Source organism: Emcibacter sp. (genome assembly GCF_963675455.1).
GTDB lineage: Bacteria > Pseudomonadota > Alphaproteobacteria > Sphingomonadales > Emcibacteraceae > Emcibacter.
The window spans coordinates 68,667-86,475 of the sequence record NZ_OY776217.1; the positions used below are offsets into that span (position 1 = coordinate 68,667).

Consider the following 17,809-nt stretch of genomic DNA (forward strand, 5'->3'; position numbering starts at 1 on the left):
CCCACCGTTACACAGAAGGCCAGCCCCCGAAAGGACTGGCCCTTTATCCTGAGACCGGTGATGCCGGAACTTACCCCGTCACAAACCCTTCATAGCCGGCCCTTGCGATTTCATTGCATTTCCCGCGGTAGGCGCCGACACCGCCCACATAGGGCATGAAAACAAGCTTTCCATCACGGGTTCGCCCCTTGTACCAGCTGTCGGACTTGGGAAATACCGTCATATTGGCCACCTCGTCCGAATGAGCCATCCAGGCGCTTTCAGCCCCCTCTGTGGCTTCGATGGTTGTTTTTCCACTTTCACGTAAATGGGAAAGGCAGTCTGCAATCCATTCCACATGTTGTTCAATGGACACCACCACATTACTGAATACGGAGGGGCTTCCGGGACCGGTAATGGTGAAAAGGTTCGGAAAGCCGGCAACCGCAAGTCCCAGGTATGAACGGGGACCATCCGCCCATTCCTCGCGCAGCAGATGATTGCCCGGCCCCCGAATATCTATTTTATTGATCGCGCCCGTCATAGCGTTAAAACCGGTCGCAAGAACCAGCACGTCAATGGGATAGCGGCCCTTTGCGGTCACAAGCGCATCTTCCGTGACTTCCCGGATAGGCTCGTCACGTACATCCACAAGCTCGACATTATCCCGGTTCATGGCGTCATAATAACCGATTTCGGAACAGAGCCTGCGGGACCCGATCGGATAGTCTGTCGGGGTCAGATGACAGGCTCTTTCCGGGTCCTTCACCAGTTTTGCAATTTTTTCACGGGCAAAATCCGCACAAAGCCTGTTTGAGTCCTCATCAAGCAAAAGATCCCCGTAGGCAAGTAAAAGACCCGTGGTCCCCGCATTCCAGTGTTCTTCGAAACGCTGGCTCCTTTCCTCTGCCGGGGCCGCCTTCGCCGATCCGTCGCGGGGGGCGTCAAACCAGCCCAGCGGATTATGCCGCGCACTTTCCCGAAGCTCCGGCAGCCTGGGTTTAATTTCCTCCATGATTTCATCGGTCAGGGGATAGTTATTTGCCGGGACCGCAAAACTTGGCGTGCGCTGAAACACCGTCAGGCTTTCCGCGACTTCAGCAATTTGGGGAATAATCTGAATTCCTGACGATCCGGTTCCAACGACGGCAACACGCTTGCCTTTTAAGTCAATATCATCACGCCAGTGGGCGGTATGGGCGATCTCGCCAGTGAACTTCTCTATGCCGGGCCAGTCTGGCAATTTGGGATCTGAAAGACATCCCGTGCCGAGGATAAAATATCTTGCTTCAACCTCCTCACCGGAATCAAGATGAACCGTCCAGGATTTTGTATCCTTGTTCCATTTGGCCGCCGTCACCCGGGTATTAAAGGTGATGTCCCTGTTGAGGTCAAAACGTTCGGCGACATGTTCAAGATATTTCAGGATTTCCGGCTGAGTGGCGTATCGTTCAGTCCAGCGCCATTCCGCCTCCAGTTCCGGCGAGAAGGAATAGCTATATTCAATGCTTGGCACGTCACAGCGCGCACCGGGATAGCGGTTCCAGTACCACGTCCCTCCCACGCCGGAACCGGCCTCGATAACCCGCGTTCTGAAACCAAGCTCACGCAGTTTATAAAGCATATAAAGCCCGCTGAACCCCGCCCCGACAAACAACACGTCAAGCATTTCCGTCTTCTTCTCCACATCACCAGACATGACGTATTTCTCCCTTAGTCTTTCGTTGAAATCGCGTTTTTCAGGAACGCCCCGGCCTCTTCAATGGCTTGTCGTCCGGAATCGAGCATGAAGGAAAATGCGTGCCAGACATGAGGCATATCCGGCCAGACATCCAGTTTCACTTTTACGCCTGCTGCCCCGGCCGAACCGGCAAGTTTTACGGCGTCATCGAGCAAAATCTCCGCCGAGCCCACCTGAATAAGCAAGGGGGGCAGGCCTGTAAGGTCGGCAAAAACGGGAGATGCCAGAGGATCCCGCGGATCGGTTTGATTCAAATAATGTGCCGCGGCAATGCGAAGTCCGGCCGCTGTCAACGCAGGGTCCTCGCTCGCCTTTGTCGTGAAGCTTTCTGTATCGCAGGAGAGGTCCGCCCAGGGTGAAATCGCCAGGGCCGCCGCCGGCAGCGGCGCGCCGGCATCCCGCAATTTGACCAGCAGGGACATCACCAGCCCGCCGCCGGCTGAATCACCCGCAACAACAATCCGGTCAGGAGAAAAACCCTTGTCCAGAAGCGCCTGATAGGCCGAGGCCGCATCTTCAACGGCAGCCGGGAAGACGTCTTCCGGCGCCAGCCGGTAATCGAGGGAATAGGCCCCGACGCCGATTGCGCGCCCAAGCTCGGCAGAAAGACCACGGTAGCCCTGGGCGCTGCCGCCGATAAAACCCCCGCCATGCAGGTAAAGAAGCGCCGCATCCCCGGCCGCCCCGGGGCTGGTGCTCAGTAAAGCAGAAACGTCACCCAGCTTTACATTTTCAAAACTCAGATCTTCCGCCACGGGGATTTGCGACAGGGTCACCTCAAAGTCCGCCCGCAGCTTTGCCGGCGGGTCCTCGAAACTGAGATCGCCCGCCCGCAACGCCCCGATCAGTTCCGCAAGCACGGGATCCTTTTCCCTTGTCTCCGACATGCCGTTCTCCCTTTTATTTCCAGCCCTGATTATGGTCAGGTTGATATTAAACCTAAAGAAAGTCGCATACTCGGATATGACCGAAATTCATTTGGATTCAGGCGAAATAGAAAACGTTATCCCGAAGAAGCATTTTTCAGGAAAAAATTGATCTTGGAGATGTGCTGCCAGTGCATCCCTCTGGCTGTAAAAAATAACTCTGGCAAAAGGCCGGAAAAAGGGTGCGGCCGGAACCGCACCCCTCAGGTTTAAACAGACAACCGGATCAGAATGAACGGGACACAGAGACACCCCATTCAGCCGGACGGCCATACACCGCATTGCGGAAACCGAAGGACGGCACAGATTCCGAACTTGTCACGTATTTCTCGTCCGTAATGTTCGTGCCAAACACGGCAACCTGCCACATCTCGCTGGTATCTTCCCAGGTCAGCCGGGCATTAAGCAGGGTGTAGGCGTCCTGCCGGATTTCCGGTGTATTGGAGGGATCGTTGAAGAAACTGCCGCGATGGCTGAGATCTCCGCGCAGGATCAGTCCGCCATATTCACCAAGATCAAAGCGATACTGGATCCCGGCGTTGAGGGTCCATTTCGGCGCCTGCGGCAGTTTGTTGTCGATGGAATAACCGACAGAGTCCGCCAGATAGGTGTATTTATTGTCCATGAAACCAACACCCAGATTAAGGTCAAGGTTGGCCGTCGGACGGGCTGCAACTTCCACTTCCGCGCCCCAGATTTCCACATCACCGGCATTATCCACTGTCAGCAGCAGACCGCCGGTATTGGGGTTAACCGAGTTGGAGGAAAGCTGCAGGTCCTTGTACTGGCTGAAGAAGGTAGCCACGTTCAGGGTCATGCGATTGTCGAACAGCCGGGATTTCATACCCAGTTCGTAAGCCGTCAGATTTTCCTGATCGTAAGCTTTGAATTCCAGCGGATCCAGTGGACGAGGGTTCCAGCCGCCGGACTTGAAGCCTTTGGAGAAAGAGGCGTAGACCAGCACGTCATCATTGACGTGATAGTCCAGACCCACCTTCGGTGTAAATTTGGACCAGCTCTGTTCATCGGTTGTCGGCGCGGTTGCCACCTTGCCTGAATTGGGGAAAACGGAGTCAATGAAATAGACTTTTTTCTCCCAGGAATAACGGCCGCCCAGGGTCAGGCTCAGCTGATCGGTGAAATCATAGGTGACATGGGCAAAAGCCGCCAGATTGTCCGTATCCAGGGCGGTAATCGGATGCACATCCAGATCAAAGATGGTGTTATAGGGATTACCGGTCCCGCCGGCACAAGGCGCCGGGAAAGCCGCCGGACAAGTCACTCCAGGGACCAGAGGTACAAAAGCACCGGGCATGGCTTCCAGCGCATCATAAATCCCTGACGCCAGATAGGTGGTGTTCACATCATTGATGTCTTCATTGAAATAATAACCGCCAACCAGCCAGTTCAGGCGACCATCCATGGCAATACCGCTGAGCTGGATTTCCTGGCTGAACTGTTTCTGGTGCTGTTCCTCATCGGTGTGAATGATCGGGAACGGGCTGTAATCCATATCCACCTGGATCGTTGCATCCATTTCCCGGTAGCCGGTAACAGAACGGACAGTCAGGTTATCCCCGGCCTGCCAGTCAATGGTCAGGGTCGAACCCCAGGTATCGACACTGTCCTGGGTCGGGCCGGTGCCGTTCGACAGATAGGGATCACCGGTCACCCAGCGATCATCGAACAGACTTCCTGCGGGCAACCCAAGTTCAGCCGCAACCATGGCTGCTGCCACACCGTTATAAAGGGCATAAAGGCCGCTGGGATCGTCAAACGTTTCCAGCAATGTGCCCGGTGTGCCGTTCTGGCGAATTTTGGTGGCATCGAAGGACAGATAGACTTCCACATCATCGGACGCCAGCCAGTTCAGACCGGCACGGATGGTATCCAGGTTGACATCCCCCAGATCAAGACCGTCGGAGACCCGCTTGCTATACCCGTCCTGGTTCTTGGACGCCACAGCCACCTTGCCGTAGAGTTTGTCTTCAGCAATCGGGAAATTGATATTGCCTTCAACGTCAATGCGGTTGCGGCTGCCGGTGGTCACCTTGGCACGGCCTTCAAGGTCCCCGCGCGGACGGGTGGTTGTCACATTAATCGCCCCGCCGATGGTGTTTTTACCGTAAAGCGACCCTTGAGGGCCGCGCAGGATTTCCACCCGTTCAATGTCGGCCAGATCCAGCATGCCGCCGATACTGCGGGCGATGTAAACACCGTCCACATAAATCCCGACGCCGGGATCAGTGGGGAAGATAAAGTCATTTTGTCCCACACCTCGGATAAACACCGCCGCATTGGAACTGCCGCCGTCGCCACGGCCGTGGTTGATGTCAACGTTCGGGGTGACATTGGACAGGCTCTGAAGGTTAACCAGCGACCTTGCCTCCATGGCATTTGTCGTAAAGGCCGTCACGGAAACCGGCGTATCCTGCAGACTTTCCGTCCGCTTCCGGGCGGTCACGGTAATTTCCTCGAGAGTAAAAACCCCCTCTTCAGAAACATTTTCATCCTGAGCAACGGCGCCTTGTCCCCAAAGCACCGCCATCATGGCTGTCCCGAGAGCCAGCTTTCCAGCCAGCGTGCGGCTGCTTCCTCTATATGTCTGTTTCATTTTTAACTCCTGTTATCATTTATCTTCCCAGTTTTTTCATGCCACTGCTATCGCGACAGCAGAACGATGGTGCAGGACTTGGTATCCCCTGCCTTGTCACCGCCCATACAATGGGCAAGTGCTGTCCGGCAGTCCTCTACCTGCCGTTTCCCGGCCTCATGACGCAGTTGCGTCACCAGTTCAGCAATCTGAGCCACTCCGGTGGCCGCTATGGGATGCCCGCGGCTCAGCAATCCGCCGGATACATTCACCGGCACCCGACCACCGAGGCTCGCCCCCCCGCTTTCGACAAATCCGCCCCCCTCACCCGGCTCACAAAGACCGAGCGCCTCGTAATGAAGAATTTCCGAAATACTGAAAGCGTCGTGGCACTCGACAAGATCGACATCCTCCGGCCCGATACCTGCTTTCTCGTACCCTTTACGTGCCGTAAGGTAATCGGTTTTCCAGCGTGACAGATCCTGTTTCTCATCATAAATTCCTGACGCCAGTACCGCGGCATCCACCCGCACTGCCCGCGGGAAAGAGGCTGCCACGCCGTCACTGGCGAGGATCAGGGCAGAGCCCCCGTCGGCAATGGGGCAGCACTGGGACCGTGTCAGCGGATCGGCAATCATCGGCGAGGCAAGAACCTGTTCGACGCTCTCCTGCTTGCGCAGGCGGGCCCCCGGATTGAGAGCCGCATGTGCACGGCTCTTCACCGTAACCGCCGCCAGTTGTTCCGTCGTGGTGCCGAAATCATGCATATGGCGTTTCGCCCTCAGGGCAAAGGATGCCGGCGTCACCATGCCAAGCAGAGTATCCAGTTCCGTCGCCCCCGAATTGATCAGGCCGAAACCGGGCACGCACATTTTTTCCGCCCCCAGAACAAGGGCGACGTCACATTCCCCGGCATTGATGGCGTTGACCGCCAGATAGAAGGCCGTCGAGCCGGAGGTACAGGCGTTTTCCACATTCACCACCTGGATTTCGTTGATCCCGGCTGCCGCCATGACATTCTGGCCGACCGTGGTATCCCCGAACAGGATCGGCGCCAGCGCATTGGCGAAATAACAGGACTGGATCCTGTCCTTGGAAATATCCGCATCATTCAGCGCTCCGATAAGCGCCTCCATAGAGAGCGAAACGATCGATCGTTCTAGGTGTTGATCGAAAGAGGTCGTAGATGTACCGATAACATAAACCATCTGCTTACTCCTGTTTTTCGGAAATGCTGAAACAGGGCCTGAGACAGGGCTCGTTTGCAAGATTGACGCCCAGCGGCAGGATTTTCAGGAAGACGGCGCTGCCGATGCGGGCTTCTTCGGCGGTTTCCGGATCAATCAGGGAAAAGACCCGAAGCGATGTTTCCTCCAGATCAATCCAGGCCACCGTATAGGGCCTGGGCAGGCCGAGCGGCGGCTTGGTGCGTACGGAGGTCACACTTTCAATCCGGCCGTGACAGCCGATTTCCCGGTGTTCCATTTCCCCCAGACATTTGGAACAATAGTCCTGAAAAGGAAAATGATAATGACCGCACCGCGGGCAATAACCGCCCAGGAGCTGCGGCTTTTGTCCGGTGGTAAAAACCCCCTCCTTAACCGGGGGCAGGTTGTGCTGTTCGTTCATGTCGCGTCTCCCTGTTCCCGATCGAAGGTATCCGCCGTCACGCCTTCGTCACGCAACCGGAATTTCTGCACCCGTTCTGTCGGTGTCTTGGGCAGGCTGTCCATAAACCGTACATACCGGGGCACCATGAAATAGGCCATCTGGTCCTCGCAAAAACTGATGAGTTCCGCTGCGGTAAGGCTCTCACCCGGTCTCAACACCACACAAACCATCACCTCGTCCTCGCCCAGTTCGGACCTGGCGGCAATAGCCGCGCTTTCCAGAACCTTCTCGTGACTGTTAATGGTGCGTTCCACCTCGAAGGAGGAGATATTCTCCCCCCGCCGCCGCAGGGCGTCTTTTTTCCGGTCGACGAAATAATAATAACCGTCCTCGTCCCGCTGCAGATAGTCGCCGGTATGAAACCAGAGATCCTGCCAGGCCTCGACGGTCTTTTCAGGCATGCGGTAATATTCCAGCATCATGGCATGGGAATTAAGCGGCCGGATCAAAAGTTCACCCGGTTCGTTCGGTCTCACTTCATGGCCATCATCATCCACCAGTTTGACCTGGTAGCCCGGATTTACCGTACCGCAGCTTCCCGGGCGTCGGTCACGGATACTGGTATTGAGCGGGGCGCCGATCTCGCTCATGCCGTAGCCTTCCACGAGCTTGACGTCAAAGCGTCTCTCAAACTCCTCGAACACCTGCTTGTTGGCGCCAGCGCCAACAAGAACCCGTAACGGGTTATCTGCATCATCCGGTCCCGGTTCGGCCTTCAACAGGATCGCCAGTATACCGCCGATATAGTTGAATTCAGTGCATCCGTATTTGCGCACGTCATCCCAGAAACTGCTGGCCGAGAAACGGTTTTTCAGCACCATGCTGGCACCGCTGATCAGGGCCGGCATGGTGGACAGGGTCTGGGCGTTGCCATGAAACAACGGCAGGGCGTTATAAAGTCGGTCTTCCGCCGTATATTCGCCCATACCGCAAATGATTTCAGCCATCACCAGCTGATAATTATGGGGGACAACGGCCCCCTTGGACGGTCCGGTGGTACCTGAGGTAAACATCATGGCGCAGGGATCGGAAGGACGGACGATCGGCGCCTCGAACGTGCCATCATTATCCATCAGTCGCCCATAGTCGTGAACCTGCCCCCCCAAGTCATTTACAGGCCCATCCAGCACAATAATATGCTTCACCGTCTCAAGATCACCCAGAACCGGGTGCAACCGCTCGGCAAAACAGGCTTCCAGAATAATCGCTTCACAGTCGGACTGATTGATCATATAGGACAGCAACTGCCCTTTGTGGGCCGTATTGACCGGCACCTCGACCGCGCCAAGCTTGCACAGGCCGAACCAGCTGAACAGGAATTCCGGCCGGTTGGTCATCATGATGGCAACCTTGTCATTACGACCGAGACCAAGTCCGGCGAGGCCGGCAGCGACCCGGTTGGCCGCCGCATTTATTTCACCATATGTCCAGCTCTCCTCCTCGAAGAAGAGGAAAGTATCCTCTCCCCTCTCCCGGGAAAGCTGCTCTATGACACCATGGACAGTGCGATTTTCAAATTTGATGTCCATGGATCAGCTTGCCAGCCTCTGCAGGACCGGTTTTTCCCCGGTCATGGTGGTTTGCGGGATCGGATATTCGCCGTAATATTTCAGGATATGCGCCGGCGGTGTCTGTTTTGACCATTCAGCCACAAACTCGTCATAGCTTTTACCCGTATTAATCCGGTTGGCCCGAACGGCAGCCCGTTTTTTGACGGTCGCCTCTTCATCCAGACGAAGGCTTTCTTCCTCATAGACCACCTGATAGATATTCTGCGCCGCCCAGTGGGAGACCAGACCGTCGGCCAGATCCTGCATGACCCCGGCCGGATCGCGTTCCAGAACATCGCCGTAACCGGCGCCGCCACCGGCATAGGCATACATGGTATCGCCGTCCTGAACAGGTTCCACCACCATACTGATGTTGTCATGTTCGGTCTTACCGGTCTCGGGATTCCCCTCCTCATAGACCTCGGCCAGACTGTGCGGCAGGTGCGGATCACTTTGGGCCATCAGTTCCTTGATATTACTGCCTGAAACCTTGCGCAGGAACAGGCTGGGAAGGCCATACCCGCCAAACAGGCCCTGGGTGGTGGGAAATTTGGAACCGCCGCCATGGGAACCGAGGAAGAAATGCTGTGTGTCATGGACAATCAGGCCATATCCGACACCGGCGCCCCCGCGATATTTCCCGTGCCCGTAGCTGTTGTTGAAATAGTTGCGGAAGGTATAGAGGATCGGATTGCCGGCTTCCGTGGTTTCCACATCGGAACAGTCCGCCATGGTGGCGAAGAAGGCCCCGGCCGCATTGACCCCGTCCATGTCGAAACGGGCGCCACAGCCGGTCGCATTGATTTCCGGGGTGATATCGGCCACCGGTTCCCCATACTGGTTAAGACCGGCAAACATGGGAATGGAGAAGCCACTGAACCAGCAGGCCACAGACCGCGACGGATCGGTATTATAGGTCATGCGCGCCCCGCACTGGAACATGCCGTGGGTAAAGGTAATCTGTACCAGCGGCGCAATTGACGTCGCCACATCTCCCTTGGCGTTGATGAAGCTGTTATCCGGGAATTCCCAGTCGATAGCTTCCAGCAATCCGTTGTTGGACGGCAGGTCATGGAATAACCAGCCGCAGAAATACACCATGGACAGACCAATAATGCCCTGAAAATAACTGTTGGCGGGCGTATCCGGCACCAGCGGCGAGCTATGCTCCAGATTCATGGTAATCTTGTCGCCCTTCTTGATAATAGTCAGGTCAACCTTGAGAAGACCGTTTTCCTCCCCAAGCGTGTCCAGGAAGCGGGGCTGACGGTAGATGCCGTCATTAAGTTTGGAAACCTTCTTCTTGGCCGCTTCGCCGGTCACGGCAAGGACCTTGCGCAAAGAACCGATAAAGAAGTCCACGCCTTTCTCTTCAACCACTTCCAGAATACGGCGCTGGGCAATACGGGTCGCGGCAAGGCGCGCCTTGATGTCCAGGATCATGGTGCGGGGATCGCGGTTCATGGCCGCAAACATGTTCAGCAGATCTTCCTTGAGCTGATAATTCTCACCGATCTTGATCGGCGGACACAGCAGACCCTCGTCATATTTACTTTTTGCTGCGGTCACTGTACCACCGGGTTCCGAGCCGCCGCATTCGCCGGTATGCACAGCGGCGCCAACAAAACAAAGCAGCTTGCCCTCGTGAAAGACCGGTACTGCCAGACCCATGTCGGCGTTATGAACGCCACCATAGAAGGGATCATTGTAAAAAAAACTGTCGCCGTCGCTGACGCCGACGGAAGGTTCCCTGACCCAATGCTTGACGATATATTTCAGCGGCAACTGGCCAAGGACGGCATGGTGGTAAATGCCGGTGGCGCAAATGGACAGATCGCCCTGGGCGGTGAATATCCCAAAGGCCACATCGCCGAAACGCATGGCGCTGGAGGCCCCGAGGCGCATGGTGTTTTCCTTGCCCTCAAGGCCGATCATATGCATCTTGTGTTTGAAAATATCAAACTCAACATCATCGATTTTATCCTGGGCTGCCGTTTCCTCGGCCGTCATGGGCTCAGGGCGAAGATGCTGTACGATTTCGTGATCGCGTCCGTATGACATTGATTGCATTGTAATTCTCCCTGATATTTTAAGAAATCTGTTCCATGATGCAGTTACGGTATGCATCCATGCTGAAACGCCAGCCCGGTGCCACAACATAGGTGGTTTCCGGCGATTCAATGATGACCGGCCCCATAATGACGTTGCCAGGCGTCAATCGGGTATAATCATAAACCGGGGTCTCCTGATAACCTTCCTCAGGCGACCAGTAGACCGGCCGATCCTCCCGCTTTGCACCGGCATCCGGTTCCGGTCCCATGATTTCTCCGGGCGCCATCCGGTCACCGGACGGTTTGATGGCTGCGGTCAGGGAGAAATTCTCCACATTGATGCCGCCGGACGGAAAGGTCGCCTCAGGTGAATAAATCTCGCCATACTGGCGGGTAAATTCGTCACAGATCGCCTGCACATCATCAACACTGTTCAGCTCGACCCTAGGGGTCCGGACCTTGGTCATGTTATACTGGCTGCCGTAGCGCATATTCAGTTCCAGCTGGAACTCCATCTGGTCCTCATCATAACCTTCCAGCTTCAGGTCCCGGGTCGCCAGGTCCTTGAGTTCCCGGCTTACCGCATTGAAGGATTCCAGATCCGACAGGTAGGACTGACTGCCCCAGTTAAACAGCTTCAGGGACCGGGACTTGTCCCAGATTTCCTTGATCTGCATGGTGGAGGCACCGTAAGCGCCAAAGACAGAAGACTGGCGCGGTGCAATGATCTTTTTCGCCCCGATATAAGGACCGAAACCGCAGGCATGGGCGCCACCAGCACCGCCGCAGGCCAGCACCACGAATGTACGCGGATCATGCCCCTTCAGCGCCACTTCATTAAATACTTCCTGTCCCATGCGGGCATCCACCAGCCGGCGGATACGATAGGCGGCCTCTTCCACGGAAATCCCCAACGGATCGGCGACTTTTTTCTGGATCGCTTCGCGGGCCATATCCACATCAAGGAACATCTCCCCGCCGAGATAGTTGTCGGGATTATACAGGCCCAGCACCAAGTCGGCATCGGTCACGGTCGGTTCGGTCCCACCCTGGTCGTAACAGACCGGTCCGGGCATGGATCCCGCGGACTGCGGGCCGATTTCCAGTGCATTATCCATCAGTTCATTGATCCAGGCGATGGACCCACCGCCGGCGCCGATAGACTTTACCTCGATCGCAGGAATGTTCGTCCGCCAGCGGTCAATCACCGGGATAAAGTCATGGGCCTTGATCTCCCCGTCCTCTATCAGACCGATATCAAACGAGGTTCCGCCCATATCGGTGAAAACAATATTCTCGTCACCGGACAGCTGCCCAAGTACTGCGGAACCGTGCAATCCTGCCACCGGGCCCGCGTTATGGGTCAGCACCGCCCGGGTCCGGGACGCCTTCTTGGTGCCGCCGGTATTATGCACCAGGGTCAGCGGTTTTTTATAACCGCCGTCGCGAAGCTCGTTACCCAGCTTGTTCAGTTCGTCCGCCATGACGCCATGAATGTAGCCGTTGACCACCGTGGTCATGGTGCGGGTATATTCGCCGGCAGTCGGTGAAATGTCGGAAGACAGGATCACCGGCATGGAACCGAGATAATCTTCCGGATATTCTTCCTCGATCACTTCCTTGATCAGGCGTTCATGTTCCGGATTGACAAAGGACCACAGCAAGGAGACCACAAACCCCTGCGCTCCGCGATCCACAAGAAGCTGTAGTTTCTCGAGAATCTCTTCCTTTTTCAGGGGCGCGATCACCTTGCCGCTGTAGTCCATACGCTCACGCACACCGACCACCATGTCATGCTTGATCAGCGGTTCGGGCTTCTGAATGCGGGCCTGGTCGCGGCCTTCCTGCCAGCCCAGACCATCGGCCCAGCTGCGGGCACGTCCCACAAAAATGGTATCTTCAAATCCGGCCGTAGTGATCAGACCGAGCTTGGGCCCGGTACGTTCGATCAGCGCATTTGTACCGACGGTGGTCGAATAACGCACAGAAGCCACATCGCTGAGAAAATCGCCGACCGCAAGTTTACGCTGGCGGGCCAGCATGCCCATGCCTTTCATGAAACCGACGGAAAGATCATAATGGGTCGTTGGCGTCTTGCAGGTCTGGGCCTCGCCCTCCCGGTTGATGCAGAAAAAGTCGGTAAAGGTCCCCCCGACGTCGATACCGACGCTGTAATTCCCTGAGTCTGAAACCATATTTGTCATCTTGTATTCCCGATATTTTACCTATCCGTTGAGACAGCCGACCAGAGCCAATGCGGCTTCCAGGTCCGTCTCCGGAGTGAGTTCATTCATTGTGCAATAGAGATAGTTCACATCACCCAGCTGTTCCCGATAGCTGGCCAGCAGACTGCGGGCCTGATCCGGATCCCCGAAAGGCAGCGGCACACCGATGCCCTCCACTTCCGCTGCAAGCTGTTTGACGGCGGCGAAATCAGGGGCGTTCCCGTTTTTGTCGGCGCCCAGCAGGATGAAGGGCACCTTCAGCTTGCCCAGATCGGGCAGGTCCGCGCTGTCATACCCTTCGACAAAAATACCCACCGGTACACTGAAATAGGATGCCATATTCTTGAGCGTGTTATAGGCCTTGCGCTGGGGCGTCCCTATCCCTCCCTCAAAAAAACCAGATCCTTCCCTGAAGAGCAGCAGATCCGGGCGGGATTTGCAGAAAGCCTCGGCCATGGCAACGGTTACAGATTTCAGATCCGCCATATGATCAAGATACTCGCCGCCATGAATCGCCTGCGCCAGTGCCAGCGGACCGGCCATGGCGGCAATACAGCCCACATGGTCACGCTCGGTCTGTGACATCCGGCTGAAAGCCTCGACCGCCACCGCAAGTGAGGTTCCCTCAAGCGGATGTTCCTCTCGGGCGGCATCTATCGCCAGAGAAGAATCAAATCCCAGCACCAGCCCACTGAGACCTAGCAGGCGTCCAACCTTGACAAGACTGCTACCCCATAGGGCCGGGTCGGCAGTCATGGAGGAATACTCCAGACCGCCAACCCGGGCTGCCAAAGGTTCGGCAGCAGAAAGGAGTGCTTTGTCGGCTGACGCCTGACCCGCCAGAAAAGCAGACAGAGCCATACGTGTCATAATCTTTACCTTTCGCTCGCGTATTTTGCCTTCAGGGCGTCAATATCCAGCTCAATCTCGTGGGTGAGCGGATGTCCCGGCGGCAGATATTCATTCTCCAGCATGGTGCCGCAGCCCGGGCAGTAGAATTCCACCAGCCGGCAATAGCCTGAATCAGGGGTGAAACTGTAGGTCTTGTCATCCGTCATCGGCGGATGAACTTCCTTCATGTCACGCTCCGCCACCAGGCACCCTTTTTTATAGTTGTCCCGGGCGGCATAAAGCTCTTGACCGCAGCGGTTACAACACCAGAGCTCCTTGTCCAGATCAATATCGAGGCATTCCGTGATATGTACCTTGCTCATCATCAAACCTCCTCGAGAATGGCGTTGTTGTATTTGTCGACTGTCATCTTCCAGCCCTCGGGGACCAGAATGGTTGTCTTGGATGATTCCACCAGTCCCGGTCCGGCAATCACCACATCCCGTCCCAGCTTGTCCCGCTCATAGATTGGACAATCAACATAATCGCCGGCGCGGCCGGAATAGAGCTTGCGACGAGCTTTGACAGCAGACGAAATATCTGCGTTGCCCTCGGCAAGTTCCGGCAGATGGTAATGGGGCACCCGGGCCTGAACCATAAGCGCGAGAGTTGTCAGTTCCAGATCACTGGTTACGGTCTCGCCCATATCCTGAAGGGCGCGAACTGCCTGCGACACGGCCCTGTCAAATTCAGAAACATCCTTGTGGAAATCTGTTTCCACCGTGATCATGGCTTCCCGGTCACTACCGGCGGAGCGGACAAAAAGCTGCAGTTCGGAGCCAAGCTCCTCTTCCTGGAACCCCTCACCGCGCATGTCCTTCACCGCTTCCGCCCACATGGAGGCGACGGCCTGTTCAAGGGTTTCGGAAGCCTGGTTCCGGGCCAGCCTGACACCGGCACGACGATAATAAAGATGTCCCGCATCCATCAATGAGGATGAATAGGCGGAAGAGACCGCTGAAAAAGGTGTCATAATAATCTTCTTCACCGAAGAAGCCGCCCCAATATCACAGGCATGCAATCCACCGGCACCGCCGTAGGCGACGACGACAGGCTCCACACCCTGGTCAAAATTCTTTGCAACCTTCGAAATCGTACTGCCCATTTCCCGGTCCACGGTCTGCTTGATACGCCAGGCAGCTTCTTCAACAGAAATTCCCAGTGGTTCGGCAACATCACGGGCAACCACGTCCCGGGCTTTGCCCATATCCAGTTTCATGGATCCGCCGAGGAAAAAGTCCGGATCAAGCACCCCGAGGATCAGGTTGGCATCGGTCACGGTGGGTTTGGACCCGCCCAGGTTAAAACAGGCCGGTCCCGGAAGAGCTCCCGCGGATTGCGGACCCACTTTCAGTTCGCCGTCCCTGATATGGGCGATGGAGCCGCCACCAGTGCCGAGCGCCAGGATCGACATCATCGGCAAATTGCAGGGAAAGCCTTCCACATCGGGCTCCAGGGCATAACTGGCCTGGCCGTCCTTGACATAACCGATATCAAAGGACGTGCCGCCCATATCGGTGGAAATCAGATTCCCGATCCCGTACAGCGCACCGATTTCCCGGGCGCCGAGAAGGCCGGCCGCCGGACCGGAGTTATAGGTATTGATGGCGCGGGTTTTGGCGACCCGGGCCACAGAGGCATTGTTATGACCGATAAACAGGGTTTTTCTATAACCCCGCTGGCGCAGGTCTTCGCCCGCTTTATAGAGCAACCGGGCAAGTTTGGAATGAATATAGGCATTGAGCACCGCACTGTTCAGCCGCTCCGCCTTCCCCGTACGCGTGGAAATATCTGATGACAGGAAGACTGACACCGAGCCCAGATAATCCCGGGGATATTCCCGCTTGATCACCTTGCGGACAAGTTGCTCGTTTGCCGGATTACGTTCACTGTTGGCAAAGGATACGACAAGCCCCCGCGCGCCTCTGTCGATCAGAGTTTGCGCCGCCGCCAGTATCTGGTCTTCTTCAGGGGCTTTGGTCACATTACCGCCGCTGTCGGTTTCTTCATCCAGGCACAGCACCATATCCGGGTCCACCAGCGGAGACTTCCCATCGCCGTCAGCAGTCGGGGCAAGAGCCTCCATTCCGCCGGTGACAATCAGGCCGATCTTGGCGCCGTCGCGCTGAATGATGGAGTTGGTACCAATGGTATTGGAGAAACGGATAATATCCGTTTCATGCAGCAGGTCCTCGGTGGAAACGCCGTAGGCGTCTGCTCCGGCCGAAATACATTCCAGAAAACAGATCGTCAGATCATGCGGCGTTGTCGGCACCTTGACTGTTTTTGCATCGCCATCACGGACAAGAAAACCGTCCGTGAATGTACCGCCGGTATCAATATCAATTGTATACCCCATGAGTACTCCCTTAAAGTCCGCAGCCCTCTGGTGTTTCCGGAGCCGCCTATTGTGTTACACTCAGGATCCGCACATGCCATGCATGACGAATTCGATTATTTCATCGTGTATTTCTTCTTTGCTCAGCCCACCCCTGGGATCAAACCAGCGCAGATACCAGTTGATTGTGCCGAGCATATTGAAAGCCAGAATTTTGGGATGTTTTGTTTTAATTACCCCGTGGGACTGCAACAGGCGAAGCTGTTCAACATAGATATCCAGAATTTCCTTCTGGATACGGCGGTTGATTTCCTTCCCCTGGGGCGAGAGCCTTTCTTCATCAATGAAGAAGATTTTGGATTCCCGCTGGTGCAGGGTTGAGGCCGCAAGATGGGTACGCAGCATACGCTCGAACCGCTCCAGAGGATCCCCTTCACCATAGGCAACCGCGCGCAGCTTTTCCGGAAGCCCCTTGACGGAATACTCCAGGATAGCAAGCCACAGCTCTTCTTTATTTTCGAAATAGTGATAGACATTGGACACACTCCGGTCGATCGCCTTGGCGATATCCCGGATGGACGTCCCAACGTATCCCTTTTCGGAAAATAGATCGATTGCTGTTTCCAAAAGCTCTTCCCTGCGTGTTGTGTTTTCTGACATTCCTCATGCTCTCCCCTGAAGTTCCCTAAAACCTGAACCTTACGCTTTTCTCTTTGGTCAGAGCAAACAAAAAATAACAAACGTTCGATAAGTCTAGATCGTTCGTTCTAGTTAATTGATCACGAAAGAAAGTCTTTGTCAACAGAAAATTAGATCGATCGTTCTAGGGCAAATGCTCCAATAAATATTCTTTATTTTCAATATGTTGAAAAAATACAGAAAAATTTTTCTTCTTGCTCTAATTCATTTTTTTGCCTATGTTCCATAGATTAATGGAACGATTGTTCTATCTATATTATAGTTTGTTTATGAAAATTATGCTTATTTTACCGGGAGATAATTACGCTAATGGCTTCCCCAGAATCACGCTTCCTGACTTGCCGGGACAGAAACATTCATTTTATGGAATGGGGCGATTCCGCCCGAGACACCGTTGTTATCTGGCATGGTGTCACCGGCACCTGCAACGACCATCGGGAGCTGGCGGCCCGACTGTCTGAAGATTACCACGTCATCTGCCCGGATTCGCTCTGTTGCGGCCTGTCCGACTGGGCAAAAAACGGCAGCGACACCAGTCTTTCCTTTTATGCTGATATCGCCGAGGACCTGTTCCGGCAACTGGGCAAAACATCCCTGCGCTGGATCGGGTCATCAAAGGGCGGAGGGCTCGGAATAGTGCTTGCCGGCCGGGACAACGGCCTCACCATCGGCCATCTTGTCCTTAATGATGTAGGCGTCGGACTTGACGAAAAATTCCGCCTGGCGCTGGCCAAATCGCTGGCCTCCCCGCCGATCTTCGAGAAATACCAGGATTTTGACAGCAAGGTCCGCAACTTCCTGACCCGAATGGGGCTGGAACTGAGCCCGCAGAAATGGCACGAACTGATCCACAGCTGGTCCCGCCGGACCGACAACGGAAGTTTCACCTATCATTATGATCCCAGGCTGGCCGTTCAATTCGCGGAACATCCCGAAGATTTCGACCTCTGGAACTATTATGACCTGGTGACGGCCAAAACCCTCTTGGTCCGGGGATCGCATTCCATCGTGCCCGATGAAGAAGCCCGAATGATGGCTGAAAGAGGACCCTGCTGCAGCCTGTTAGACCGTCCCGGCGGCCATGTCAGCCTGATGGACAAAGTTGAAGAACAGGATGTCATACTTGAATTTTTGAAAAACTGAAG

General features: G+C 55.4%; 13 protein-coding genes. 1 reads left to right on the forward strand and 12 read right to left on the reverse strand.

The annotated features are described in order from the left end of the window. Positions 1-70: 70 nt before the first annotated feature. From ACORNT_RS00295 to ACORNT_RS00350, 12 genes are all read right to left on the reverse strand, one after another. On the reverse strand, positions 71-1,678 hold the full coding sequence (locus tag ACORNT_RS00295; protein ID WP_321393713.1) for an NAD(P)/FAD-dependent oxidoreductase: 1,608 nt from the start codon (positions 1,676-1,678) through the stop codon (positions 71-73). Between the two features lie 14 nt (positions 1,679-1,692). Continuing rightward, positions 1,693-2,607 carry an alpha/beta hydrolase gene (locus ACORNT_RS00300; RefSeq protein ID WP_321393717.1) on the reverse strand — a complete coding sequence of 305 codons (915 nt, stop codon included), beginning with the start codon at positions 2,605-2,607 and terminating at the stop codon, positions 1,693-1,695. Positions 2,608-2,872: 265 nt separating this feature from the next. Then, positions 2,873-5,260: a TonB-dependent receptor gene (locus ACORNT_RS00305; RefSeq protein WP_321393720.1), complete on the reverse strand. Its 2,388-nt coding sequence runs from the start codon at positions 5,258-5,260 to the stop codon at positions 2,873-2,875. Positions 5,261-5,307: 47 nt separating this feature from the next. After that, positions 5,308-6,447 (reverse strand): thiolase family protein, encoded by a 1,140-nt coding sequence (locus ACORNT_RS00310; protein ID WP_321393723.1) that lies wholly within the window; start codon positions 6,445-6,447, stop codon positions 5,308-5,310. A 4-nt stretch (positions 6,448-6,451) separates the two neighbouring features. Further along, positions 6,452-6,868, reverse strand: coding sequence for a Zn-ribbon domain-containing OB-fold protein (locus ACORNT_RS00315; RefSeq protein WP_321393726.1), 417 nt, complete (start codon positions 6,866-6,868; stop codon positions 6,452-6,454). Beyond that, a complete protein-coding gene (locus ACORNT_RS00320; protein ID WP_321393729.1) occupies positions 6,865-8,439 on the reverse strand; it encodes an AMP-binding protein in 1,575 nt (524 codons plus the stop codon). Before ACORNT_RS00320 ends, ACORNT_RS00315 begins: the two co-directional genes overlap by 4 nt. Positions 8,440-8,442: 3 nt before the next feature. Then, positions 8,443-10,530 carry a hydantoinase B/oxoprolinase family protein gene (locus ACORNT_RS00325; protein WP_321393731.1) on the reverse strand — a complete coding sequence of 696 codons (2,088 nt, stop codon included), beginning with the start codon at positions 10,528-10,530 and terminating at the stop codon, positions 8,443-8,445. A gap of 19 nt (positions 10,531-10,549) precedes the next feature. Next, a complete protein-coding gene (locus tag ACORNT_RS00330) occupies positions 10,550-12,715 on the reverse strand; it encodes a hydantoinase/oxoprolinase family protein (RefSeq protein WP_321393735.1) in 2,166 nt (721 codons plus the stop codon). A 21-nt stretch (positions 12,716-12,736) separates the two neighbouring features. Next, positions 12,737-13,606: a hypothetical protein gene (locus ACORNT_RS00335; protein ID WP_321393738.1), complete on the reverse strand. Its 870-nt coding sequence runs from the start codon at positions 13,604-13,606 to the stop codon at positions 12,737-12,739. A gap of 5 nt (positions 13,607-13,611) precedes the next feature. After that, positions 13,612-13,953 carry an acetone carboxylase subunit gamma gene (locus tag ACORNT_RS00340; protein ID WP_321393741.1) on the reverse strand — a complete coding sequence of 114 codons (342 nt, stop codon included), beginning with the start codon at positions 13,951-13,953 and terminating at the stop codon, positions 13,612-13,614. After that, positions 13,953-15,986, reverse strand: coding sequence for a hydantoinase/oxoprolinase family protein (locus ACORNT_RS00345; RefSeq protein WP_321393743.1), 2,034 nt, complete (start codon positions 15,984-15,986; stop codon positions 13,953-13,955). Before ACORNT_RS00345 ends, ACORNT_RS00340 begins: the two co-directional genes overlap by 1 nt. Positions 15,987-16,046: 60 nt before the next feature. Beyond that, positions 16,047-16,625 carry a TetR/AcrR family transcriptional regulator gene (locus ACORNT_RS00350; protein WP_321393746.1) on the reverse strand — a complete coding sequence of 193 codons (579 nt, stop codon included), beginning with the start codon at positions 16,623-16,625 and terminating at the stop codon, positions 16,047-16,049. Between the two features lie 348 nt (positions 16,626-16,973). Here ACORNT_RS00350 and ACORNT_RS00355 point away from each other — a divergent pair, with 348 nt between their 5' ends. Next, the gene (locus tag ACORNT_RS00355; protein ID WP_321393749.1) at positions 16,974-17,807 is read left to right on the forward strand and encodes an alpha/beta hydrolase; all 834 of its coding nucleotides are present in this window, start codon (positions 16,974-16,976) and stop codon (positions 17,805-17,807) included. Positions 17,808-17,809: the final 2 nt, after the last annotated feature.

Coding starts and splice junctions, on each gene's coding strand:
- ACORNT_RS00295 (WP_321393713.1), bottom strand. CDS start 1,678: ATGTCTGGTGATGTGGAGAAGAAGACGGAAATGCTTGACGTGTTGTTT.
- ACORNT_RS00350 (WP_321393746.1), bottom strand. CDS start 16,625: ATGTCAGAAAACACAACACGCAGGGAAGAGCTTTTGGAAACAGCAATC.
- ACORNT_RS00320 (WP_321393729.1), bottom strand. CDS start 8,439: ATGGACATCAAATTTGAAAATCGCACTGTCCATGGTGTCATAGAGCAG.
- ACORNT_RS00345 (WP_321393743.1), bottom strand. CDS start 15,986: ATGGGGTATACAATTGATATTGATACCGGCGGTACATTCACGGACGGT.
- ACORNT_RS00325 (WP_321393731.1), bottom strand. CDS start 10,530: ATGCAATCAATGTCATACGGACGCGATCACGAAATCGTACAGCATCTT.
- ACORNT_RS00300 (WP_321393717.1), bottom strand. CDS start 2,607: ATGTCGGAGACAAGGGAAAAGGATCCCGTGCTTGCGGAACTGATCGGG.
- ACORNT_RS00355 (WP_321393749.1), top strand. CDS start 16,974: ATGGCTTCCCCAGAATCACGCTTCCTGACTTGCCGGGACAGAAACATT.
- ACORNT_RS00310 (WP_321393723.1), bottom strand. CDS start 6,447: ATGGTTTATGTTATCGGTACATCTACGACCTCTTTCGATCAACACCTA.
- ACORNT_RS00340 (WP_321393741.1), bottom strand. CDS start 13,953: ATGATGAGCAAGGTACATATCACGGAATGCCTCGATATTGATCTGGAC.
- ACORNT_RS00305 (WP_321393720.1), bottom strand. CDS start 5,260: ATGAAACAGACATATAGAGGAAGCAGCCGCACGCTGGCTGGAAAGCTG.
- ACORNT_RS00335 (WP_321393738.1), bottom strand. CDS start 13,606: ATGACACGTATGGCTCTGTCTGCTTTTCTGGCGGGTCAGGCGTCAGCC.
- ACORNT_RS00330 (WP_321393735.1), bottom strand. CDS start 12,715: ATGACAAATATGGTTTCAGACTCAGGGAATTACAGCGTCGGTATCGAC.
- ACORNT_RS00315 (WP_321393726.1), bottom strand. CDS start 6,868: ATGAACGAACAGCACAACCTGCCCCCGGTTAAGGAGGGGGTTTTTACC.